The sequence below is a fragment of the Bosea sp. (in: a-proteobacteria) genome (assembly GCF_023953965.1).
Taxonomy (GTDB): Bacteria; Pseudomonadota; Alphaproteobacteria; order Rhizobiales; family Beijerinckiaceae; genus Allobosea.
Genome location: NZ_JAMLIX010000001.1, coordinates 2254055 through 2277051 on the forward strand (window position 1 = coordinate 2254055; position 22997 = coordinate 2277051).

The 22997-nt window shown below is 69.8% G+C and carries 20 protein-coding genes; 9 read left to right on the forward strand and 11 right to left on the reverse strand.

Annotated elements, in window-relative coordinates:
* The first annotated feature begins 9 nt into the window (after positions 1-9).
* Together lysA and M9917_RS10370 are read left to right on the forward strand one after the other, a co-directional pair.
* Positions 10-1299: a diaminopimelate decarboxylase gene (gene lysA, locus M9917_RS10365; protein ID WP_297253387.1), complete on the forward strand. Its 1290-nt coding sequence runs from the start codon at positions 10-12 to the stop codon at positions 1297-1299.
* 133 nt (positions 1300-1432) lie between these two features.
* On the forward strand, positions 1433-4093 hold the full coding sequence (locus M9917_RS10370) for a TIGR02302 family protein (RefSeq protein ID WP_297253389.1): 2661 nt from the start codon (positions 1433-1435) through the stop codon (positions 4091-4093).
* Between the two features lie 9 nt (positions 4094-4102).
* Here M9917_RS10370 and yddG read toward each other — a convergent pair whose 3' ends face one another.
* Positions 4103-4960, reverse strand: coding sequence for an aromatic amino acid exporter YddG (gene yddG / locus M9917_RS10375; RefSeq protein ID WP_297253391.1), 858 nt, complete (start codon positions 4958-4960; stop codon positions 4103-4105).
* Positions 4961-5205: 245 nt separating this feature from the next.
* Here yddG and M9917_RS10380 point away from each other — a divergent pair, with 245 nt between their 5' ends.
* Positions 5206-6411: an MFS transporter gene (locus M9917_RS10380; protein ID WP_297253393.1), complete on the forward strand. Its 1206-nt coding sequence runs from the start codon at positions 5206-5208 to the stop codon at positions 6409-6411.
* Positions 6412-6477: 66 nt separating this feature from the next.
* Here M9917_RS10380 and phbB read toward each other — a convergent pair whose 3' ends face one another.
* The 3 genes from phbB to M9917_RS10395 form a co-directional block, all read right to left on the reverse strand.
* Positions 6478-7203 carry an acetoacetyl-CoA reductase gene (phbB, locus tag M9917_RS10385; RefSeq protein WP_297253395.1) on the reverse strand — a complete coding sequence of 242 codons (726 nt, stop codon included), beginning with the start codon at positions 7201-7203 and terminating at the stop codon, positions 6478-6480.
* A gap of 96 nt (positions 7204-7299) precedes the next feature.
* A complete protein-coding gene (locus M9917_RS10390; protein WP_297253397.1) occupies positions 7300-8478 on the reverse strand; it encodes an acetyl-CoA C-acetyltransferase in 1179 nt (392 codons plus the stop codon).
* A 48-nt stretch (positions 8479-8526) separates the two neighbouring features.
* On the reverse strand, positions 8527-8751 hold the full coding sequence (locus M9917_RS10395; protein ID WP_297253399.1) for a hypothetical protein: 225 nt from the start codon (positions 8749-8751) through the stop codon (positions 8527-8529).
* Here M9917_RS10395 and phaR point away from each other — a divergent pair.
* On the forward strand, positions 8723-9325 hold the full coding sequence (gene phaR, locus M9917_RS10400) for a polyhydroxyalkanoate synthesis repressor PhaR (protein ID WP_297253401.1): 603 nt from the start codon (positions 8723-8725) through the stop codon (positions 9323-9325). The two genes, M9917_RS10395 and phaR, sit on opposite strands and share 29 nt — an antisense overlap.
* A 32-nt stretch (positions 9326-9357) precedes the next feature.
* On the opposite strand, the gene M9917_RS10405 is transcribed toward phaR, so the two are convergent.
* Positions 9358-11049 carry an EAL domain-containing protein gene (locus M9917_RS10405; protein ID WP_297253404.1) on the reverse strand — a complete coding sequence of 564 codons (1692 nt, stop codon included), beginning with the start codon at positions 11047-11049 and terminating at the stop codon, positions 9358-9360.
* A 172-nt stretch (positions 11050-11221) separates the two neighbouring features.
* Between M9917_RS10405 and M9917_RS10410 the strand changes: the two genes are divergently transcribed.
* Positions 11222-11434, forward strand: a complete 213-nt coding sequence (locus M9917_RS10410) for a hypothetical protein (RefSeq protein WP_297253406.1) — start codon at positions 11222-11224, stop codon at positions 11432-11434.
* A gap of 64 nt (positions 11435-11498) precedes the next feature.
* On the opposite strand, the gene rpmF is transcribed toward M9917_RS10410, so the two are convergent.
* Positions 11499-11684, reverse strand: a complete 186-nt coding sequence (gene rpmF, locus M9917_RS10415; protein ID WP_297253408.1) for a 50S ribosomal protein L32 — start codon at positions 11682-11684, stop codon at positions 11499-11501.
* A 151-nt stretch (positions 11685-11835) separates the two neighbouring features.
* On the reverse strand, positions 11836-12504 hold the full coding sequence (gene mtgA / locus M9917_RS10420; protein ID WP_465246347.1) for a monofunctional biosynthetic peptidoglycan transglycosylase: 669 nt from the start codon (positions 12502-12504) through the stop codon (positions 11836-11838).
* Between the two features lie 101 nt (positions 12505-12605).
* Here mtgA and M9917_RS10425 point away from each other — a divergent pair, with 101 nt between their 5' ends.
* Positions 12606-13553, forward strand: a complete 948-nt coding sequence (locus tag M9917_RS10425; protein ID WP_297253410.1) for a polyprenyl synthetase family protein — start codon at positions 12606-12608, stop codon at positions 13551-13553.
* 54 nt (positions 13554-13607) lie between these two features.
* On the opposite strand, the gene M9917_RS10430 is transcribed toward M9917_RS10425, so the two are convergent.
* Positions 13608-14855, reverse strand: a complete 1248-nt coding sequence (locus tag M9917_RS10430) for a histidine kinase (RefSeq protein WP_297253412.1) — start codon at positions 14853-14855, stop codon at positions 13608-13610.
* A gap of 31 nt (positions 14856-14886) precedes the next feature.
* A complete protein-coding gene (locus M9917_RS10435; RefSeq protein ID WP_297253414.1) occupies positions 14887-16179 on the reverse strand; it encodes an adenylosuccinate synthase in 1293 nt (430 codons plus the stop codon).
* A gap of 280 nt (positions 16180-16459) precedes the next feature.
* Here M9917_RS10435 and M9917_RS10440 point away from each other — a divergent pair, with 280 nt between their 5' ends.
* Positions 16460-17659 carry an amidohydrolase gene (locus M9917_RS10440; RefSeq protein ID WP_297253417.1) on the forward strand — a complete coding sequence of 400 codons (1200 nt, stop codon included), beginning with the start codon at positions 16460-16462 and terminating at the stop codon, positions 17657-17659.
* A 78-nt stretch (positions 17660-17737) separates the two neighbouring features.
* A complete protein-coding gene (locus M9917_RS10445) occupies positions 17738-18316 on the forward strand; it encodes a tyrosine phosphatase family protein (protein WP_297253419.1) in 579 nt (192 codons plus the stop codon).
* Positions 18317-18331: 15 nt separating this feature from the next.
* On the opposite strand, the gene M9917_RS10450 is transcribed toward M9917_RS10445, so the two are convergent.
* The gene (locus M9917_RS10450; RefSeq protein WP_297253421.1) at positions 18332-20041 is read right to left on the reverse strand and encodes a mucoidy inhibitor MuiA family protein; all 1710 of its coding nucleotides are present in this window, start codon (positions 20039-20041) and stop codon (positions 18332-18334) included.
* Positions 20042-20261: 220 nt separating this feature from the next.
* Here M9917_RS10450 and M9917_RS10455 point away from each other — a divergent pair, with 220 nt between their 5' ends.
* Positions 20262-21191 carry a DMT family transporter gene (locus M9917_RS10455; protein ID WP_297253423.1) on the forward strand — a complete coding sequence of 310 codons (930 nt, stop codon included), beginning with the start codon at positions 20262-20264 and terminating at the stop codon, positions 21189-21191.
* Between the two features lie 12 nt (positions 21192-21203).
* On the opposite strand, the gene serA is transcribed toward M9917_RS10455, so the two are convergent.
* Complete coding sequence (gene serA / locus M9917_RS10460) at positions 21204-22793, reverse strand: phosphoglycerate dehydrogenase (protein ID WP_297253425.1); 1590 nt, start codon at positions 22791-22793, stop codon at positions 21204-21206.
* Between the last annotated feature and the right edge of the window lie 204 nt (positions 22794-22997).

The window sequence follows — 22997 nt, forward strand, 5'->3', positions numbered from 1 at the left end:
CTCAATCCCATGCACCATTTCGCCTATCGCGACGGCTCGCTCCATGCCGAGGGCGTCGATCTCGAACGCATCGCGGCCGAGGTCGGCACGCCCGTTTACGTCTATTCCAGCGCCACGATCGAGCGGCATTACAAGCTGTTCGCGGCGGCGATGAAGACGGTCGCGCCGGCCGGCAGGACGCATGTCTTCTACGCCATGAAGGCGAACGGCAATCTCGGCGTGCTCAAGACGCTGGGGGCGCTCGGCGCCGGCATCGACACCGTCTCGGAAGGCGAGGTGCGCAAGGCGCTCGCCGCCGGCATCCCGGCCGGGCGGATCGTCTTCTCCGGCGTTGGCAAGAGCGCTGAGGAGCTGCGCTTCGCGGTCGAGGCCGGCATCTACCAGGTCAATATCGAGAGCGAGAGCGAGCTTGACCTGCTCTCGAAGGTCGGTGCTGCGCTGGGCAAGCGGCAGGAGGCAGTGTTCCGGGTCAACCCGGATATCGGCGCCGGCGGCCATGCCAAGATCACGACCGGCTCGTCGGAGAACAAGTTCGGCGTCTCCTTCGAGGAGGTCGGGCGGCTTTACGCGCGGGCGGCGAACATGCCGGGCGTCAGGATCATGGGGCTCGCCCTCCATATCGGCAGCCAGATCCACGAGATCGACGCCTTCGAGGCGGCCTATGCCAAGATCGTGGCGCTCACCGGCGCGCTGCGGGGGGAGGGCCATCGCGTCGACCGGCTCGATCTCGGCGGCGGGCTCGGCATCCCCTACGATATCCCGAAGACCTTCGACTACGGGCCGGGGCTGATCGAAGCCTATGCCGCGATGGTGGCCAAGGTGACGAAGGGGCTCGACGTCGAGCTCGGCTTCGAGCCGGGCCGCCTGATCGTCGGCAATGCCGGCATCCTGCTGACGCGGGTGCTGCATCTCAACCAGCGCCCGATGAAGCGGTTCCTCGTCGTCGACGCGGCGATGAACGACCTCGTCCGGCCGGCGATGTACGAGGCCTATCACGAGATCTGGCCGGTCAAGGAGCCGGCGCCCGACGCGGCCGAGGTCGCCTATGACGTGGTCGGGCCGATCTGCGAGACGGGCGACACCTTCACGACCGGGCGGGTGCTGCCGGTCATGAAGCAGGACGACCTCATCGCCTTCATGACGGCGGGCGCCTATGGCGCCTCGATGTCCTCGACCTACAACCAGCGCCTGCTCGTCGCGGAGGTCATGGTCAAGGGCGAGACTTATGCGGTGACGCGGCCGCGCCAGAGCTACGAGGCGCTGATCGGCACGGACCGGGTGCCGGAGTGGTTCGGCTGAGGCGACCCGCCGCCGTCTCCGTTCACGAAAGGCGGAGCGCTGTGCGTCGGCGCCTCTTCGCACTGGCAATGCCACATTCGCGTGCTAGCCTGATCGGAGTCGGACAGGAACGGGGGCCGCCCGGAGCGATGGCATGAGCGAGGCAGAGCGCCGCAAGGCGCCCGATACGATCGAGGGCATCCGCCAGCGGCTCGGCCGTCTCGCGCTGGCCTCGCGCTTCTCGCTCGGCTGGGAGCGGCTCTGGCCGCGGCTGTGGCTGCCGCTCGGGCTCGTTCTCGCCTTCCTCGCAGCGTCCTGGTTCGGCTTGTGGACCTATCTGCCCTGGCAGGGGCGGATCACCGGCGTGCTGGCCTTCGCCGCAGCTTTCGTCGCAAGCCTCTGGCCGATCGCCCGCCTTGTCCGGCCGACCCATCGCGAGGCGCTGGCGCGGCTCGACCGCTCCTTGCCCGGCGGGCACCGCCCGGCCTCGGCGCTGGAGGACAGCCTGGCCGTCGGCGCCGCCGATCCGGTCTCGCAGGCGCTGTGGAAGCTGCATGTCGAGCGCCAGAGCCGGCAGGTCTCGGGCCTCAGCGTCGCGCCGCCACGACCCCTGATGGCAGTGCGCGACCGGCGGGCGCTGCGCGCCGTGCCGCTGCTCGCCGCCGTCACCGGCTTCTTCGTCGCCGGCCCCGAGGCGACGCAGCGCCTCTCCGCCGCCTTCGACTGGAAGGGGCCTTCGGCCGTTGCCGCCTCGACCCGGATCGACGCCTGGATCGACCCGCCCGCCTATACCCGCCTGCCGCCGATCCTGATCGACTTCGCCAAGCTCGCGAGCCCGCATTTCAGCGCGCCGGAGAAATCCGTCATCGTCGTGCGCGTCGCCGGCAAGAGCGCCATGGACGTCGCCACCACCGGGCGGCTCGCGCCGATCGCGCCGGAGGCGCAAGGCGAGAAGGACGCCGCCACCCCGCCGCAGCAGGCGGTGCTGGAGAAACGCTTCACGCTTGCCGGCAACGGCACGCTGAAGCTCACCGGCAGCGGGGCGCCCGGCACGGTGCTGACGATCACGGCGATCCCCGACCAGCCCCCGACCATCGCCTTCACCGATCCGCCCAAGCCCGTCACCGGCGCGCAGTCGGGCGGCTTGAGCATCACCTACCGGGCCGGTGACGATTACGGCATCGCTTCGATCGAGGTGGACGTCTCGCGTCCGGACGCGGCCAAGGGCGGGCGCTCGCTGGTCGAGCCGCCGAAGCAGAACCTCGCCGTGCCGTCTTCCGTCTCGGGCGAGGAGGAAAATCGCGGCACGGTCGATTTCTCGGCCCATCCCTGGGCCGGCGCCCGGGTGCGCATGGTGCTGGTCGCCCGGGACGAGGCCGGGCAGGAAGGCCGCAGCGAGCCGATCGAGGTCACGCTGCCGCAGCGCACCTTCACCAAGCCGCTGGCCAAGGCGCTGGTCGAGCAGCGGCGCAAGCTCGCGATGGACGTCGACGACCGCTCCAGGGTGCAGCTCGCCATGGACGCGCTGATGATCGAGCCCGGCCTGTTCATGAAGGAGCCCGGGATCTATCTCGGCATGCGCATGCTGACCGAGCGGCTGCGCCGGGCCGGCGGCGATGACGCTTTGCGCGAGGTCGCCGAGCTGATGTGGGCGATGGCGCTCCAGCTCGAGGACGGCGACATGTCCGATGCCGAGCGGGCGCTCCGGCAGGCGCAGGAGAATTTGCAGCAGGCGCTGGAGCGCGGCGCCTCCGAGGAGGAGATCAGGAAGCTCACCGACGAGATGCGCCGGGCGCTGGACAATTACATGCGCCAGCTCGCCGAGCAGATGATGCGCCAGCAACAGCGCGACGGCGCCCAGAATCAGGCCCGGCTACCCGAGAACTTCCGCACGGTGACGCCGCGCGACCTCCAGAACATGCTCGACCGCATCGAGGAACTGTCGAAGCGCGGCGACATGGCCGAGGCGCAGCGCCTGATGGAGGAGCTCAACCGGATGCTCAACAACCTCCAGATGGCGCGCCCCGGCCAGCAGGACCAGCGCCAGCGCGAGATGAACCAGGCGCTCGGCGATCTCGACCGGATGACGCGCGACCAGCAGAACCTGCGCGACGAGACCTATCAGAACGAGCAGCGCCGGCAGACCCGGCGCGGCCAGCGCCCCGGCCAGCAGCAGGCGAGGCCTGGCCAGCGCCAGCCGGGCCAGCAGGGGCAGCGCGGCCAGCAGGGCCAGCAGCAGCCCGGCGAGCAGGGCGAGGACGGCGAAGACGGCGAGGGCATGCAGGGCCAGGACGGGCAGGGACAGGGCCTGTCGCAGCGCCAGCAGGCCCTGCGCGAGCGGTTGCAGGAGCTGCAGCGGCGGATGCGCGGCATGGGCGCTCCGCAGAACGGCGAGCTCGACGAGGCCGAGGACGCGATGCGCGAGGCCGAGGGGCAGCTCGGGCAGGGGCAGGGCGGCGAGGCGCTCGATTCGCAGGGCCGCGCGCTCGAGGCGCTGCGCAAGGGCGGCCAGAACCTCGCCCAGCAGATGCAGGGCGAGCCCGGCGAGGGCGAAGGCGAGGGGCAGGCCTATGGCGAGCCGGACGGGCGCCAGCAGGGCCGGCCGTCCGCGCAGCAGCGCGGCAGCGAGGACCCGCTCGGCCGGCCGCAGCGCCAGCGCGACTGGGCCGATGGCGGGGTCAAGGTGCCCGGCGCCGACGAGAGCGCGACCCAGCGGGCACGGCGCATCCTCGAGGAGCTGCGCAAGCGGCTCGGCGATCCGCTGCGCCCGACCGAGGAGCTGGACTATCTCGAGCGGCTGCTCAGGCGGAACTGAACAGGCGCTTCAGCCCTTGCGGCCGCCGCCGCTCGCGACCAGCGCCCCGGCCACGATCAAGGCGCAGGAGGCGGCGAGCAGCCAGCTCGCCGGGGCGTAGCCGAACAGCACCAGGATCAGCGTCGAGAGCACCGGCGCGGCATAGGAGGCGACGCCGAGCAGGGCGACGTCGCCCTGTTTCATGCCGATATCCCAGACGATGAAGGCAAGCCCGGTCGAGCCGAGGCCGAGGCCGAGCACGCCCGCCCATTCGGTCGCGGTCAGCGACCAGAGCGTGCTCTCGAAGGCGAGGTGACAGGCGAGCGCAGGGACGGCGCAGCCCAGCATGGTCAGGCTCAGGCTTTCGGAAGGGACCTCGGCGAAGCGGCGCGAGATCACCGAATAGCTCGCCCACACGAAGGCGCCGAGCGCCGCCAGCCCATGCCCGAGCGAAAGCCCGCCGCCGGTCCCGAGGTTGCCCGAGACCAGGAGGCCCGTCGCCGCAAGGCCGATCAGCGCGCCGATCAGGTGGCGGGCCTTGAGGCCGCCGCCCGGCAGCAGCGCGGCGAAGAGCACGATCAGCAGCGGCCAGAGATAATGGATCAGGTTCGCCTCGGCGGGCGGGGCCGTCTTCACCGCGGCGTAGTAGAGGGCGGTATCGCCGAACGGGCCGTAGAGGCCCAGCGCGAAGGAGGCCGGCGTCGGGCGGATGCGGGAGAGCCGCCCGCGCACCGCCGTGATCGCCAGGATCAGGAGCCCGCCGATGACGAAGGTCATGGCGACGAGCTGGAAGGGCGGAACCCGGCCCGACATCGCCGCAAACAGCGCGAGCGTCGACCAGAGCAGGATGGCGCAGAAGCCGATGAGGGTCGCGGTGCGGGAGGTCATGGACGAGCCGGGGTGGAAGACCGTGCGGCGATAGCAGCTTTCGCCGGGCTTGCCGATGGGGGTGGCTCAGATGTGCCAAACTAGGCTCGGATAGCGCGGGAAACCTCTCCCTCCGGGAGAGGGGTTCCTGCGCCTTTTTCGGCAATTCATGAGCTATTTTGCGCCGCCACCCGGCATGGCGGCCATGGGCGCCATGCTTCCGGCGGCGTTGACCCTGCGCGCGCGCCGGCTCATTGCCATGCGCCATGACCTCCCTTCCGCTGCAATCGGCCGCGAGCCGCCCGCTGATGCCGGTCCTGGCGGCGCTCAGCCTCGCCCATCTGCTGAACGATCTCGTCCAGTCGATGATCCCGGCGCTCTATCCGTTGTTCAAGGAGAACTATCAGCTCGATTTCGTGCAGATCGGCCTGATCACGCTCGCCTTCCAGGTGACGTCGTCGCTGCTGCAGCCCCTGCTCGGCTTCCTCACCGACCGCAGGCCATGGGCCTACGCCATGGTCGCCGGCATGTGCGCGACGCTGGCCGGGCTGCTGATGCTCTCCTTCGCCGATAGCTATGGCGTGGTCCTGTTCGCCGCGGGGCTGATCGGGCTCGGCTCGGCGGTGTTCCATCCCGAAGCGACGCGGATGGCGCGCCATGCCGCCGCCGGCCGGCAGGGGCTGGCGCAGGGCGTGTTCCAGGTCGGCGGCCATATGGGCTATTCCATCGGGCCGCTGCTGGCGGCTGCGGTGGTGATGCCGCGCGGGCAGGAGAGCCTGTCCTGGTTCTCCGGCGTGGTGCTTGTGGCGATGCTGGTGATGGGCTGGCTCGGTGCGCGCTATACGGCGCTGCGGCGCGACCAGAAGGCGTCCCGCGACCATGTCGAGGAGGTGGCGCGCCATGGCCTGCCGCGTAGCCGCATCGTGCTGGCGATGGCCGTGCTGATCGTGCTGCTGATCTCGAAGAACGGCTATACCGCCGCCTTCACCTCCTATTACACCTTCTATCTGATCACGCGCTTCGGCGTCGAGATCCAGCTCTCACAGGTCATGCTGTTCATCTATCTCGTCGTCGGCGCCGTCGGGGTGATCGTCGGCGGCATGATCGGCGACCGGATCGGCCGCGACCGGGTGATCTGGCTGTCGATCCTCGGCTCGCTGCCCTTCGCGCTGATGCTGCCCCATGCCGACCTGTTCTGGACCGGCGTGCTCAGCATCGCCGTCAGCTTCATCATGTCGAGCGCCTTCTCGGCGATCCTGATCTATGCGATCGATCTCGTGCCGCACCGGATCGGGCTCGTCGGCGGGTTGTTCTACGGGCTGGCCTTCGGGCTCGGCGGCGTCGCGGCGGCGGCCATCGGCCTGCTCGCCGACCAGATCGGCATCATCCAGGTCTTCAAGATCTGCGCCTGGCTGCCGGCGCTCGGCCTGCTGGCCTTCCTGCTGCCGAAGAGCAGGCAGCAGGGCAGATAAATAACCCCGGAAACAACCACTGGCTGTTTCCGGGGCGTCTCTTTTCAACGCGTCTGCCGGGGCCGGTCAGGCCATGTACTGGCCGCCATTGGCCGAGAGGGTCGAGCCGGTGATGAAGCCGGCATCGTCGCTCGCCAGGAACACGACCGCGCGCGCGATCTCCTCAGGCTCGCCGAGGCGCCCGACCGGGATATGCGGCAGGATCGACTTCTCGATCACGGCCGGGTCGATCGCCTTGACCATCTCGGTCGCGATGTAGCCGGGGCAGATCGCGTTGACCGTGATGCCGGCGCGCGCGCCCTCCTGCGCCAGCGCCTTGACGAAGCCGATGTCGCCGGCCTTGGCGGCGGAGTAGTTGACCTGGCCCATCTGGCCCTTCTGGCCGTTGATCGAGGAGATGCAGATGACGCGGCCGAATTTGCGCGCGCGCATGCCCTCCCAGACCGGGCGGGTCATGTTGAACAGCGAGTTCAGGTTGGTGTTGATGACCGCGCTCCACTGGTCCCTGGTCATCTTGTGGAACATGCCGTCGCGGGTGATGCCGGCATTGTTGACGAGCACGTCGACCGGCCCGAGATCGGCTTCGACCTTGGCGATGCCGGCGACGCAGGAATCATAGTCCGAGACGTCCCATTTATAGGTCTTGATCCCGGTCTCGGCGGTGAACTTCCCCGCCGCCTCGTCATTGCCGGCATAGCTCGCCGCCACAGTGTAGCCGGCCGCCTTCAAGCCTTTCGAGATCGCGGCGCCGATGCCGCGCGAGCCGCCTGTAACCAGTGCCACCTTCGCCATGGCCGTTTCCCCCTTTTCACTTTTTTCCCGCTGGGGATGAAAACGCCCCCGGGGCGAACCGGGGAGCGGTTGGACGTCGCAAACGCCACGCCTGCCTCAGCGCTCCACGGCCAGGGCAACGCCCATGCCGCCGCCGATGCAGAGCGTGGCGAGGCCCTTCTTGGCGTCGCGCTTGGCCATCTCGTGCAGCAGCGTCACCAGCACGCGCGCGCCGGAGGCGCCGATCGGATGGCCGATCGCGATCGCCCCGCCATTGACGTTGACGATGTCCGGGTTCCAGCCGAGGTCCTTGTTGACCGCGATCGCCTGTGCCGCGAAAGCCTCGTTGGCCTCGACGAGATCGAGGTCGCCGATCTTCCAGCCGGCCTTCTCCAGCGCCTTGCGGGTCGAGGGGATCGGGCCGGTGCCCATGATCGCCGGGTCGACGCCGGCCGTCGCCCAGGAGGCGATGCGGGCAAGCGGAGTCAAGCCGCGGCGGGCCGCTTCCTTCGCGCTCATCACGACGAGCGCGGCGGCGCCGTCATTGATGCCCGAGGCGTTGCCGGCGGTCACCGTGCCGTCCTTCGAGAAGGCCGGTTTGAGCTTGGCCATCGCTTCCAGCGTCGCGCCGTGACGCGGGTATTCGTCGCTGTCGACGACGATGTCGCCCTTGCGGGTCTTGACGGTGACCGGGGCGATCTCGTCGCTGAGCCTGCCGGCCTTCTGTGCGGCCTCGGCCTTGTTCTGCGAGGCGACGGCGAAGCGGTCCTGCTCCTCGCGGCTGATCTGGTACTTGGTCGCGACGTTCTCGGCGGTCGTGCCCATATGATAGCCGTGGAAGGCGTCCCAGAGGCCGTCCTTGATCATGGTGTCGGTGAACTTGATGTCGCCCATCTTGGTGCCCGAGCGCATATAGGCGGCGTGCGGGGCGAGCGACATCGATTCCATGCCGCCGGCGACGATGACGTTGGCATCGCCGTTGGCGATCTGCTGCAGGCCGATGGCGACGCTGCGCAGGCCCGAGCCGCAGAGCTGGTTGAGGCCCCAGGCGGTCTTCTCCTGCGGGATGCCGGCTGCCATCGCCGCCTGGCGGGCCGGGTTCTGGCCCTGGCCGGCGGCGAGCACCTGGCCGAGCACGACCTCGTCGACCTCGGCGGCCTCGACCTTGGCGCGCCGCAGCGCCTCCTTGATCGCGACCGCTCCGAGCTCATGGGCGGGAGTGTTGGCAAAAGCGCCGCTGAAGGCGCCGACCGCCGTGCGGGCCGCAGCGACGATCACGATATCCGAATCTGCCATGAGAGGGTTCCTTGCTTTGTTGTCACGGCCCGGCCTCTCCCGCCGGCCTCAGCCGTTCGCCCCACCTTCGAAGTCCGCTGCGGCGGCGTCAAGACGGGCGAGGGCGGCCGCGAGGGTTTTTTGCCGCGCTCGCTCAAAGAGCTTGCGGTGCAGCACCGACAGGCTATCGTCGGGCGAGGGAGATCGTTTCGCCGAGCACGCCGGGCCGAACCGGTGGCCGTGGATCAACGTCAAGCGGGAAGTGATGGCCAGCGACAAAGAACCGACCGTCATCAAGAAATACGCCAACCGGCGTCTCTACCATACGGGCACCAGTTCCTATGTGACGCTGGAGGATCTCGCCGGGCTCGTGCGCGCGGGCGAGGATTTCGTCGTCTACGACGCCAAGTCCGGGGAAGACATCACGCGCTCGGTCCTGGCGCAGATCATCTTCGACGAGGAGGCCAAGGACGGGCAGAACCTCCTACCGATCGCGTTCCTGCGCCAGCTCATCCGCTTCTACGGCGACAGCATGCAGGCGCTGGTGCCGCGCTATCTGGAGTTCTCGATGGAGAACTTCACCCAGGAGCAGAGCAAGTTCCGCGAGCAGATGGCCAAGGCCTTCGGCGGAACGACCTTCGGCGGCAATGCGATGGACGCCATCCAGGCCCAGACGCGGGCGAACATGCAGATGTTCACCGAAGCCTTCCGGCTGTTCAACCCGTTCACCGCTGCGGCGCAGGCCCGGCAGGACGCCTCCGCCGGCGCCAAGCCCGCGGCGGAGGCGGGAGGCGGCGAACTCGGCGATCTCAAGCGCGAGCTCAACGAGATGCGCGAGCGCCTGGACAAGCTGTCGCGCTCGCGCTGAGGCGGCGTCTTTCGGGCGGGTTCGGGCGCGGCCTACCCGACCGCGGAGCGGCGCGGCGTGAGCTGCGACGGCTCGGCGAGCTCGGCGCGGCCGACGAGATGGCCTTGCAGATAGGTGACGCCCCAGTCGCGCAGCATGCTCGCCTGCATCTCGTCGTCGACCCATTCGGCCACCGTCTCGACGCCGAGATGGCCGGCGAGCTCCACCAGCGTGCGAACATAGAAGCGGTCGTCGGTGGAGCGGCGCAGGTTCTGGGTGAAGGCGCCGTCGATCTTCAGGATGTCGATCGGGAAGGCGCGCAGATGCTTGAGCGAGGTGTGGCCGGCGCCGAAATCGTCGATGGCGATGCGGGCACCCCGTTCCTTGATGCGTCCGAGCAGCTTCGCGATGCGGCCGGGATCCTCGATCGTCGCCGTTTCGGTGACCTCGACGATCAGCCGCGCGGCCTTGCCTTCGGCGGCGCCGGTGCAGGCAATGAAGGCGTCGAACCATTCAGGATCGTGGAGGGAACGCGGCGAGACGTTGATCGAGAGCGTGATATCCGGATCGGCGCCGAGCAGCCCGATCGCGAGTTCGAGCACGCGCTGGTCGAACAGCCGCACGAGGCCGCGCCGCTCCAGCATCGGTATCAGCTCCGCCGAGGCGAAATAAAGGCCGGAATCGCCCTGGCCGACGCGCAGAAGCGCCTCGTGGAAGGCAATCTGGCGGGACGCGGTCCTGACGATCGGCTGCAGCGCCAGGCGCACGCGGCGCTCGTTCAGCGCCGAGATCGCCTGCACGTCGAAGCTGGGCTGCTCGGCGACGGGGTCGTGCCGCGGCTGGGGCCTGGCCATGATGGCGGCATCGCTCGCGCCGGTGCGGGCGCTGGCGAGCGCGCTCTCGGCGGCGGCGAGCAGCGTGCCGCCATGGCTGCCGAGCTCGGGCGCGCTCGCCGCGCCGACGCGCAGCCTGACGAGCGCGATGCCGTGGCTGGTCTCGATCGCAGCCTGCGCGACGATCTTGATGAAGCGGCGGGATGCCTGCTCGATCTGGTCCGGCGGGCAGCCGACGAGCAGGATGGCGAAGCTGTTGCCGGCATAGCGGACGAGATGGTCGCGCCGGCGCGTCACCGAGCGCAGGCGCTCGTGGACGGTGGCGATGATCTCGTCGGTCGCCTCGTGGCCGAAATCGTCGTTGAGGCGGGCGAGCTCGTCGATGGCCGCGACGAGGACGACGACCGGCCGTTCCGCCGGAAGATGTTCCTGCAGGGCGGCGCCGATGCGCTCGATCAGGGCCGGGCGGTCGCAGAGCTCGTTGCCGAACTGCTCGAGCTCGTCGGGCCGTGCGGCGCGCTCGAGCCTGAGCACCCCGCGCGCGCTCGCGGGATAGCCGTCGCTGCCGGCGAACCAGCGGCCGGTGTCCTCCGCCCACATCTTGCGGCCGGCGAGATCGATGGCGTAGCGGGTGCGGTAGATCACGCCTTCACCGGTATCGTGCTCGCTCGCGCAGAAGATCGCGTCGTAGCGGCTCGGCCCGCTGCCGGGCTCGACCAGCCCGGCGAAGGCGAGGCCGCGCGTCATCGCCTGCTCGGGAAGCGGGCCGAGGACCTCGCCGGCGTTCGGCCCCCAGCTCAGCGTGTCGGCGCGGATATCCCAGCCATAGACCACCTCCCCGATCGAGGACAGGACGCTGCGGGGATCCACCGGATTGCCGTTCTGGAGGCTGAAGGTCGACGGGGAGGGCATCGCGGAGCCTCGGTCGGACGGATGCGCGGCGCCGTTCCGGTGCTTCGGCGCCCTGTCCATCGGATGGGAAGTGCTTCGAAACGATGCAGCCTGCCTGCTTAACGCTGCGTTAAGTCTGGCCGAACTCTTGCACCGACCGCTTCGTCGCAACGCATCTGTGCCGGAGCAGGACATGGCTGAGGCCGCAAGCCGGACCGAACGGACGACGGGCTCTCCCGACGCCTCGCTGCTCGTGCTCCTGCAGGCGGCAGCGGCGCGGGCCGAGATCGGCTCCTTTGCCCGGTGCGGGCGGGCGAGCCCGCAAGCGGCGGCGGGCTCATACCGGGCGGCGGCGCGGCTTACGGTCGCGGCCGGGCATGGGCGTTTGCAGGCGGGGCGGGGCTGAAGCCAAAGAAAAACCGGCCTCGCGGCCGGTTTGGATCTTGCAGGCAGGCCGTAGAGCGACCGCCTCAGGCGTCGGTCTTGACCTTCAGCACCTGGCGGCCGCGATACATGCCGGTCTTCAGGTCGACGTGATGCGGACGGCGCAGCTCGCCGGAGTTCTTGTCCTCGACATAGGCGGGCTGCTTCAGGGCGTCGGCCGAGCGGCGCATGCCACGCTTCGACGGCGACGTCTTTCTCTTCGGAACGGCCATTGTACTCTCCAATCGTGCCACCGCCCGGACGCGGGCTCAAGGCCACGCCTCCGCCACGGCGACGGATCAATCTCGTGAGGCGTTGGCCATACACGTTCGGGGGGGTGCTGGCTAGTGCCGAATCCGGATTTCTTCGTGGGACGCGAAGCGATCAGCCGGGCAGGGCGCAGTCGCCGAGCGGGCCGAGCCCACCGAGCCGGCGCAGGCTGCGGCCGGCGGCGGATTGCAGCGCCCGATTCGGCTTGCCCGGGTTGCGCAGCAGCGGGTTCGGCAGGGCGCCGGCGAGGCGGGCGGCCTCCGCGGGGGTAAGCCTTGCCGCCGGTTTGCGGAAATAGCGTTGCGCCGCGGCTTCCGCGCCGAACAGGCCATCGCCCCATTCGGCGAGGTTGAGATAGACCTCGATGACGCGCCGCTTGCCCCAGGCGAGATCGATCACGATCGCGAGCGGGAGCTCCAGCCCCTTGCGCAGATAGGAGCGGCCGGGCCAGAGGAAGACGTTCTTGGCGGTCTGCATGGTCAAGGTCGAGGCGCCGCGGCCCGGCCCGTCCTCGTTCGCCAGAACCTTGCCGAGCTCGACCCAGTCGACGCCGCGATGGCTGCAGAAGCGCTGATCCTCCGAGGCGATGACGGCCCGGATCAGATGCGGCGAGATCTGTTCGAGAGGCACCCATTCGCGCTCGACGGGCCTCAGCGTCAGCCAGCGGCCGAGCATCAGCGTCGAGGGCACCGGCACGAAGCGGTAGATCAGGATCGCCGCCGCAAGCGCGAGAGAAAGCCACAGCGCAATCCGGAAGCACAGGCGCAGAATCCGACCCAGCACCTTGCCTCATCCTCCTCGCCGGTCGATCCGGCGGCTGAGCTTGACGATGCGGCGATCGTCCGGCAAGGCCCCCTTTCGGCAGCGAACGCGAGATCCAGCTCATGAGTTCCCCTCCGTCTCCGGCCCGTCCCGGCGATCTCGATGCCCGGCTGGCGCAGAACGCCGAAGCGATCGAGGCGCTGCTCGAGACCCTGCTTTCGGCCGAGCCCGCCGCCGGCGAGCTTACCCGGCCGGCGCGGCTCGTCGCCGCGATGCGCCACGGCGCGCTCGGCGGCGGCAAGCGGCTGCGGCCCTTCCTGACGGTCGAGACCGCCGGCCTCTTCAGCGTTCCGGCCGCGCAGGCGCGGCGGGCGGGCGCCGCGGTCGAGCTCCTGCATTGCTATTCGCTGGTGCATGACGATCTGCCGGCGATGGACGACGACGATCTGCGCCGCGGCCGGCCGACCGTGCACAAGGCCTTCGACGAGGCGACCGCCATCCTCGCCGGCGACGCGCTCCTGACGCTCGCCTTCGCGGTGCTGGCGGAGCAGGCGACGCATGAATCCGGGGCGGTGAGGGCGGCGCTGGTCGGCGCGCTCGCGCGCGCTTCCGGCTGTGGCGGCATGGTCGGGGGCCAGATGCTCGACCTTGCCGCCGAAGGCCGATTCGAGGCACGGCGGGAGGCGCTTCCGGAGGCCGAGATCCGCCGGCTCCAGGCGATGAAGACCGGGGCGCTGCTGGCGGCGGCGGTCGAGATCGGCGCCCGGCTCGGCGGCGCCGACGCTGCGGCGCTCGTCGCGCTCGGCCGCTACGGCCGGGCGCTCGGCGCGACCTTCCAGATCGCCGACGACATCCTCGACGTCGAATCGGATGCCGGCCAGATGGGCAAGGCGACGGCCAAGGACGAGGGCAAGGGCAAGGCGACGCTGGTGGGCGCGCTCGGCCTTGCCGGCGCCAAGCGCGAGCGCGACAGGCTGAGCGCCGAGGCGGTCGCGGCGCTTTCGGGCTTCGGCCCGGCGGCGGATGTGCTCAGGGCGGCGGCGCGGTTCGCGGCGCAGCGGAAGAGCTGAGAAGCTCTTTGTTTTAGCATCGGATTTTTTCCGAAAATTTTTCGGTCCGATGCCCTACTGCCAGCGGCCGAAGGCGTCGGCCAGCGTCTGGCTGCCGGAGACGCCCTTCTCGAAGGTGATGATGCCGCGCCGGCCGGAGGCGAAGCGCACCGGCACGTCGATCCAGCTGCGGTTGAGGATCAGGTCGACATTGCGCTCGACCTCGACCGGCACATTCGACAGCGCCGCCACGAAGAGATTGTCGCCCAGGGCCGAATTGATTGCCGAAAGGGGCGCGCCGCGCTCGCCTTCCTCGGTCTTGAACTGGGGAACGCCGACTTCCTTGACCGTCTGGGTGGCGGGGTCGCCCGTGCTGCTGAAGCGCAGGCCGATGATGTGCGAGGCCGGCAAGGCCGGGTCGGTGTTGCGGCGGATGGTGAAATCGAGGCTCAGGCCCAGATCCGGGATCTCCACCGTCGCCCGCACGATGGTCTCGATCGGGCGGCCCTGGCCGGCGCTCTCGCTGTCGAGACGCCAGAATACCCGGCCGTTCGCGGTCTGCGGCTGCTGCGGGGTCTCGGGGACCTCGACGAACAGTACCGCGCGCTGGGCGACGGCGATCTCGCCGCCGGGCTGCGGCACCGGGATGCCGGGGGCGCCGCCGGGCTGGTTGCCGGCGGGGCGGTTCTGCGGCGGGGCGCCGGGCTCGCCGACCCGCTCTGCGATCTTGCCGCCATTGTCGGGCTGGGGGGCCTGAGGCTGCTGCTGCGAGGCGGTTTCGCCGTTCGGGCGCGGCGTGTCCTGCGGCCTGAGCTTGTGGACGTAGATCGCGGTGGCCGCGATCGCCGCGACCGCGACCGCCACGACGCCGCCGACGATCGCCGAGCGGACATGGCCGGGCTTCACCCGCGGCTCGCGCGGCGGCTGGAGCCGCGGCCGGGCGGCCTGCGGCTCGGCCGGCTCGGGCAGCGGCTCGCCTTCCTCCTGCCCCGCGGCGGCGGGCAGCGGGGCGAATTCCGGCGGCTTCTTCGGCGCCGGCGGGCGAATCGGCAGCAGCGGGGCTTCGACGGTGCGGATCACCGGGCCTTCCGCCGCCGGGGCCGGGGCGGGCGCCTCGTCGTGATCGGCCTCGATCCGGGCGACGGCCTCGTCGAGCGCCAGGCGCTCGCGCATGATCTCGGCCTCGCTCAGCGGCGGGTCGAGGCCGCGCAGCTGCGCGACGAGAGCCGTCCGCGCCCGCTCATAGATGGCGCGCCGGGCCTCGGGTGAGGGGTCGGGCAGCCCGGCGACGGCACGCGCCAGGATCGGATAGAAGTCGGCCATTGGCCTCACTTGTCGCTGATGAGGGCCTGCGTCAACCCTCGAAAGGATTATGGACGAGGATGGTGTCGTCGCGTTCGGGGCTGGTCGAGAGCACGGCGACGGTGGCGCCGATCAGCTCCTCGATGCGGCGGACATATTTGATTGCCTGCGCCGGCAGATCGGCCCAGGAGCGGGCATTGGCGGTCGAGCCGTCCCAGCCTTCGATCGTCTCGTAGACCGGCTCGACGCGGGCCTGGTCGTTCTGGCCGGCGGGCAGATGCTCGATCACCTCGCCGTCGAGCCGGTAGCCGACGCAGACCTTGATCTCCTTGAAGCCGTCGAGGATGTCGAGCTTGGTCAGCGCGATGCCGTCGATGCCGGAGGTCTTCACCGTCTGGCGCACGAGGCAGGCGTCGAACCAGCCGCAGCGGCGCTTGCGCCCGGTGACGACACCGAACTCCTTGCCCTTCTGGCCGATCAGCTCGCCGGTCTCGTCGAAGAGCTCGGTCGGGAAGGGGCCTTCGCCGACGCGGGTGGTGTAGGCCTTGGCGATGCCGAGCACATAGCCGACCGCGGAGGGGCCCAAGCCGGAGCCGGTCGCGGCCTGGCCGGCGACGATGTTCGAGGAGGTGACGAAGGGATAGGTGCCGTGGTCGACGTCGAGCAGCGCGCCCTGCGCGCCCTCGAACAGGATGCGCCTGCCCGCGCGGCGCTCGGCATCGAGCAGCGCCCAGACCGTTTCGGCGAACGGCAGGACCTCGGGCGCGATCGCCTTGAGCTGGGCGAGGAGCTCCCCGCCGTCGACCTCGCCGATGCCGAGGCCGCGGCGCAGGGCGTTGTGATGGGCGAGCAGCCGCTCGATCTTGGCCTTGAGCAGCGCGTCGTCCTTCAGGTCGACGACGCGGATGGCGCGGCGGCCGACCTTGTCCTCATAGGCCGGGCCGATGCCGCGCTTGGTCGTGCCGATCTTCATGCCGACATTGGCGGTCTCGCGGAAATGATCGAGCTCGCGATGCAGCGGCAGGATCAGCGTGGCGTTGTCGGCGATGCGCAGATTGTCGGGCGTGATCGCGACGCCTTGCGCGCGCAGCTTGCCGATCTCCTCGACGAGGTGCCAGGGATCGACGACGACGCCGTTGCCGATGACCGAGAGCTTGCCCGGCCGCACGATGCCGGAGGGCAAAAGCGAGAGCTTGTAGGTGACGCCGTCGATGACGAGCGTATGGCCGGCGTTGTGGCCGCCCTGGAACCGCACGACCACATCGGCCTGGCTGGAGAGCCAGTCGACGATCTTGCCCTTGCCCTCGTCGCCCCACTGGGCGCCGACCACCACAACATTCGCCATGAGCGGTTTCCCTGCTTGTCCGCCTTCACGCGCAAGCGCCCGCGCAAACGCAAAACCCCGGCGCAAGGCCGGGGTTTCGGGGCAGATCCTTGCAACCCCTCATGGGCTAATGCGGGGCGAAGGTCAAGGATGCGTGTCGATCCCGGCTGCCATCGGCCGCCCGAGCATGACCGCCCTGCGGCATCCGCGCAGTGATGCTGCCACAATCGGGCGTAAGGGCTTAAGAAGGGACGCAGGCGGCGACCATGCCCGCCGGCGCAGGAGAGGGATCCGACAGACCATGACCAAGCTCGACGCCTGGCTCGATCAGCATCACGCCGCCTTCACCGCGATCCGCCGCGACATCCACGCCCATCCCGAGCTCGGCCTGGAAGAGGTGCGCACGGCCAGGCTCGTCGCCGACAAATTGCGCGAATGGGGCATCGAGGTCACCGAGAATGTCGGCCGGACCGGCGTCGTCGGGGTGGTTCGCGGCAACAGGCCCGGCCGCGCGGTCGGTCTGCGCGCCGACATGGATTGCCTGGCGCTCGACGAGACGACGAACCTGCCCTACTCCTCGAAGCATCCGGGCCGGATGCATGCCTGCGGCCATGACGGGCATACCACCATGCTGCTCGCCGCCGCGCGCTATCTCGCCGAGAACCGTGATTTCGCCGGCACCGTCAACCTGATCTTCCAGCCGGCCGAGGAAGGCCGCGGCGGTGCCGAGGCCATGCTGGCCGACAGGCTGTTCGAGCGCTTCCCCTGCGACGCGATCTACGGGCTGCACAACACGCCGGGCATGGCGACCGGCAGCTTCGGCACCACCGTCGGCCCGTTCCTGGCGGCGGCGGATACGTGGAAGGTCACCTTCCACGGCGTCGGCGGCCATGGCGGCTCGCAGCCGCACCGCTCGACCGACATCACCTATGCGCAGGCGCATTTCGTGCTCGGCCTGCAGGGTATCGTCGGCCGCAACGTCGCCCCGCTCGATACCGCCGTGATCAGCGTCGGCTACATCCATGGCGGCGACGTCGCCGCCTCGAACGTGATTCCCTCGGAACTCGTCATCGGCGGCACGGCGCGCACCTATTCGCAGGAGGTGCGCGACCTGGTCGAGCGGCGCATCGGCGAGCTCGCGGCGGCGACGGCCCAGGCCTGGGGCTGCAAGGCGGACGCCGTCTACGAGCGCGGCACCAGCCCGCTGGTGAACGAGGCCGAGCAGGTCAGGGTCGCGGTCGCAGCGGCGACGGCGGCGGTGGGCGCCGGAAAGGTCGACGGCAAGCTCAGGCCCGGCACCGGCGGGGAGGATTTCGCCGAGATGATGCTGGTCAGGCCCGGCGCCTTCATGCGCATCGGCAACGGCGTCAACCCGGACGGTTCGTTCGTCGGCCTGCACACCCCGCTCTACGACTTCAACGACGCGATCATCCCGGATGGCGTGCGCTACTGGGTCGGCGTCGTCGAGCAGGAGCTCGGGCCGGCCAGGGCCGCGGCATAGTTCAGCAATCCGGGTCATCCCGGGTCTCCCTCCGGTCGCCCGGGATGACCTGCGCCATTTTTTATGAAGGTGTCGCCCATGAAGACGCTCGCCATCTCGACCCTGACGATCTGCGGCATCGACGAATTGCCCGGCAACAGCGCCCGCGAGGTGACGCATGTGCTCTCGGTGCTCGATCCCGACCGTGCCGAACTCGAGGCGTTCGGGAGCTATGGCGAGCATCATCGCGTGACGCTGCGCTTCCACGACATCATCGACCCGCGCCCCGGCCAGATCATGCCGGCGCCGGAGCATGTCGGGGCGGTGCTGCGCTTCGGCGAGGGGCTGCGCGAGACCGCGGCCGCGCGGGCGGCGGGGCATCTCCTGGTGCACTGCCATATGGGCATCTCGCGCTCGACGGCGGCGATGACGGCGCTGATGGCGCAGGCCGATCCGGACGAGCACGAGGACGGCCTGTTCGCGCGGCTGCGCGAGATCAGGCCGCAGGCCTGGCCGAACTCCGTGATGATCGGCTTCGCCGACGAGCAGCTCGGGCGCAAGGGCCGGCTGACGGAGGCGCTCAGGCGCCATTACGCCCACCAGATCGCGGTGCAGCCGCGATTCCGCACCTGGATGAGCGATCTCGGCCGCAAGCGCGAGATCGAGATGGCGCTTTGAGGCAGCCGCCTCCGCTCACTGCCCCGGCAGCGGCTGCTCCTCGTAGGAAAGCTCGCGGTCTCCCGGCCATTTGATCCGGTAGGCGAGCCTGACCTCCTTCTCGGCGCCGGGCGGAAGCTCGAAGGTCCAGGCCAGGACGCCGCGCCGGTCGCCGGCCTGCTTCTCGGTCGGCGGGGTGGTCTGGGCGGCGATGGTCTCGACCGTGATCGCGGAGCTCTCCGAGAAAGGGATGCGCTCCAGAACCGTGACCTTGACCGGCCTGACGTGCAGGCTCTTCACCACCGTGCGGAACTCGCGCAGGTCGGTGCGGCTCTGGCCGAGCCAGCCCGGCTCGTTCTCGCGGCGTCTCACCGGCGCGAAGACGACCTTGATGCGGTCGTCGGCGCCGAAGCCGAGCTCGACCTTGTCGCCCGGCGCCACAAGCCCGAAGCGGCCCGTGCCGACATAGCTGCCGTCGCGGTGCAGCGCGACGCGGCCCGCCAGCAGCGGCGCCTCCTCGTCATGGACGAAGCCGGCTTCGAGATAGGCCTTCTGCTCCAGCTCCGGCACGGCGCGGGCGGAAAGCGTCGCCTCCGCTTTGCGCTCGGTCAGCGTCACCGTCTTCGCGCCGCCGTCCTGCGGGATCGAGGCGCGGCCGGGGACCTGGAAATTCGCCTGATAGGCGCCGGCCTCGATCGTCGCGACCTGGGTCTTGGCGGCGACGCCGGAATCCTCCTGCGGCGTTCCGCTGCCGAAGCGGAATTTCGACAGACGCTCGGGGGCCGGGGCGGGAGCCGCCCGCTCGGCTTCCGTCTTCTGCGCCAGGGCGAGCGCCCGCGCGCGAGCTTCGGCCACGATCTGCGGCTCGAAGAAGGCGACCTGCATCGGCGTGAGCTCGGGCGCGCGCGTGCCCGCAGCCGAGCGCGTGGTCGAGAGCGTCAGCGCCACGTCGTCCCACGCCTCGCCGCTGCGCTGGCGGATCTCGGCGCGGCGCGTCAGGGCGATCTCGGGCGTCTCGCCGGTCGTGGTCAGCCGGGCCTCGTAGGTCGGTGTCCAGTTCGCGCCGGTGACGCGGTAGCTGACAGTGAACTCGGCCGCCACGGCGCGCGGCGCCTCGACCGCGATCGCGACGTCGCGCTTCGGGGCGCCGGGCCTGCCGGCCTGCGGGCGGGCGCGCTCCAGCGCGGCGATCTCGGCCTCGACGTCGGTAAGGCGGTTGCGGGTGCCGCGCAGCTCGTCCTGGACCTTGACCAGCGCGGTGCCGATCGCCTCGAACACCGCCGGCCAGTCGCCGACGGGCAGGGCCTTGCCGTCGGGACCGAGCTTGTCGGGGCCGACCTGGGCGAAGCGCTCGATCGTGGCGCGCTTGGCCTCGATCGCTGCGATCCGGCCGGCGAGCGTCTCCTTCTCGTCGCGCAGGGTCCTGAGTTTCTCCTCCAGCACCGCGTCGAGCACGGGCCTGGCCTCGCCCGGCGTGACGCGGACATCGACGGCGCCGACCGAGAACGTGCTCTCTCCCTTGCCCTCGACGCGGATCGAGGCGGGGTCGATCGTCGCCGGTAGGCCGCGCAGCACGATCTGCGAGATGCCCTGCATCAGCTCGGCCCGGCCGAGCCGCGTCACCACCGCCCCGTCGGGAAAGACCGTGACGCGGTCGATCCGGCTCGTCAGCTCCGTCTCGGCGGCGGCGGCGAGGCCGGGCGCCAGGATCAGGGCAGCGGCAATATGGCTTCGCATCGAGATCATTCCCTCCAATCGCAATCACGGAAGCGTGATAGGCACGCCTGAATCCGGCGTGCCCAAGGCGGAATTGGGCCGGAATGCGGATAGGCGCAGGCCGGTGGGCAGAGCGTCCTGCGTTCGCGGGAGATGCGCCTGGCGACGGGCAGGCTTGCGCCCGGTCTCATATGAGATCGGGTCCCGGCGAGGGTATGGCATGAGCCCTTTCACGCGACAGGACGGATACGTGGACCCTTCCCAGACCTGGCTGCAGCGCGCCTGGGCGAATGCCTATCTCCTGATGGTGCTGACCACGCTGGTCTGGGGTGCCAATGCGGTAGCGAGCCGGCTCGCCGTGGACCAGATCTCGCCGATCGCACTGACCGCGCTGCGCTGGGCCGGGGCCTGCGCCGTCATGCTCCCGCTGGTGCGGGGAGAACTGCGCCGGCACTGGCCGGTTCTGCGGGCCCGGTGGCGGCTCGCCTGCCTGCTCGGCATGGGCGGCCTCTCCGGCTTCACCGTGCTGATGTATCTCGCGGCCCATTCGACCAGCGCGATCAATATCGGCATCCTGCAGGGCTCGACCCCGATCTTCGTGCTGATGGGGGCGTTCGTGGCGTTTCGCACGCCGATCTCCCGGATGCAGGGGATCGGCGTCGCGATCACGCTGGTCGGCGTCGCGGTCATCGCGAGCCGGGGCGACATCGATGTCCTGATGGCGCTGCGCTTCGTGCCGGGCGACTTCCTTATGATCCTGGCCTGCCTGTTCAATGCCGGTCTCGCGGTCGGCCTGCGCCTGCGGCCGCCGGTGCCGGGCATGGTCTACTTCACCGCGCTCGCCGGCTTCGCCTGCCTGGCGGCGCTGCCCCCGCTCGCGGCCGAGATCGCGCTCGGGCGCTTCTCCATGCCGACGCCGCTGGGCTGGCTGATCGTGGCCTTCACCGTGATCTTCCCGTCGCTCCTGTCGCAGCTCACCTTCCTGCGGGCGATCGATCTGATCGGACCCGGCCGGGCCGGCGTCTTCGTCAATCTCGTGCCGGTCTTCGCGTCGATCCTCGCCGTGCTGATCCTCGGCGAGCCTTTCGGGCTCTACCACGCCGCCGCGCTCGTCCTGGTGCTCGGCGGCATCTTCATCGCCGAGAACCGCATCCCTTTCGGGCGGCGGAAGCCGTCTTAGGGCCGCGGCCCGTCAGAACTTCAGCCGGCGGGCGCGCTTCACCATCGGGATCTCGTGGATCTTCGCGAGCAGCTCGTCCGAGATCGGCTCGTCGACCGCGACGTAGCAGACCGCGTCGCCGCCCGGCTTGTTGCGGCCGAGCGCGAAGGTCGCGACGTTGACGCCGGCCTCGCCGAGCAGAGAGCCGAAACGGCCGATGAAGCCCGGCTGGTCGGCGTTGCGGACATAGAGCATGTGCGGCGCGAACTCGGCATCGACGGCGATGTCGCGGATCTCGACGATGCGCGGCTTGCCGTCATGGAAGACGGTGCCCGAGGCATGGCGCGCCATGTCCTGCGCCTCGACGACGATGCGGATGACGCTCTCCAGATTGCCGGCGACCTCGCGGGTCAGCTCCTCGACGACGATGCCCTTCTCCTTCGCCACCATGGTGGCGTTGACCATGTTGACCTCGGGCAGGAAGGGCCGCAGCACGCCGCTGATCGCGGCGGCCGAGATCGCCTTGAGGTTGAGGCCCGCGACCGCGCCCTCGTATTCGATGCGGATGCCCTTGACCGCGGCCTCCGTGAGCTGGCCGAGGAAGGAGCCGAGCTTTTCCGCCAGATCGACGAAAGGCTTGATGCGCGGGGCCTCCTCGGCCGAGATCGAGGGGAAGTTGACCGCGTTGGTGATCGCGCCCTTGAGCAGGTAGTCGCTCATCTGCTCTGCGACCTGGAGGGCGACGTTCTCCTGCGCCTCGCTGGTCGCGGCCCCGAGATGGGGCGTGCAGACGACGTTGTCCAACCCGAACAGGGCGTTCTTCTCCGCCGGCTCCTCCGAGAACACGTCGAAGGCGGCGCCCGCGACATGGCCGGACTTGATCTGCCTGGCCAGCGCCTCCTCGTCGACGAGGCCGCCACGGGCGCAGTTGATGATGCGCACGCCCTTCTTCGTCTTCGCCAGCGCCTCGGCCGAGAGGAGGTTCTTCGTCTTCTCGGTCATGGGCACGTGCAGCGTGATGAAATCGGCGCGCTTCAGGAGATCGTCCAGCTCGACCTTTTCAACGCCCAGCGCGACGGCGCGCTCGGGCGAGAGATAGGGATCATAGGCGATGACGCGCATCTTGAGGCCGATGGCACGCTCGGCGACGATCGAGCCGATGTTGCCGGCGCCGATCAGACCCAGCGTCTTGGCCGTGATCTCGACGCCCATGAAGCGGTTCTTCTCCCATTTGCCGGCCTGGGTCGAGATGTCGGCCGCCGGGATCTGGCGGGCGAGCGCGAACATCATGGCGATGGCGTGCTCGGCGGTGGTGATCGAGTTGCCGAAGGGCGTGTTCATCACGATCACGCCGCGCGCGGTCGCCGCCGGGATCTCGACATTGTCGACGCCGATGCCGGCGCGGCCGATGACCTTGAGGTTCCTGGCTTGTTCGAGCAGCTTGGCGGTGACCTTGGTGGCCGAGCGGATGGCGAGGCCGTCATAGTCGCCGATGATCTGGCTGAGCCTGTCCTTGTCCTTGCCGAGCGAGGCATCGAAGGTCACGTCGATGCCGCGATCCTTGAAGATCTGCACGGCGGCGGGGGAGAGGGCGTCGGAAATCAGGACCTTGGGGGCGGACATGGGAGGCTCCGGATGGCGCCGCGCTGCACGGGGAGCGTTTCGGCGTGGGATAGAATTGGGTGCGGTTCTCCTTCTCCCCTCGGGGGAGAAGGTGGCTCGGCGAAGCCGAGACGGATGAGGGCGGTGCAGGGCGAGACGAAGGTTAACGACGAATGTCGCGTTGCCCTCACCCCAACCCTCTCCCCGAGGGGAGAGGGAGCGCGT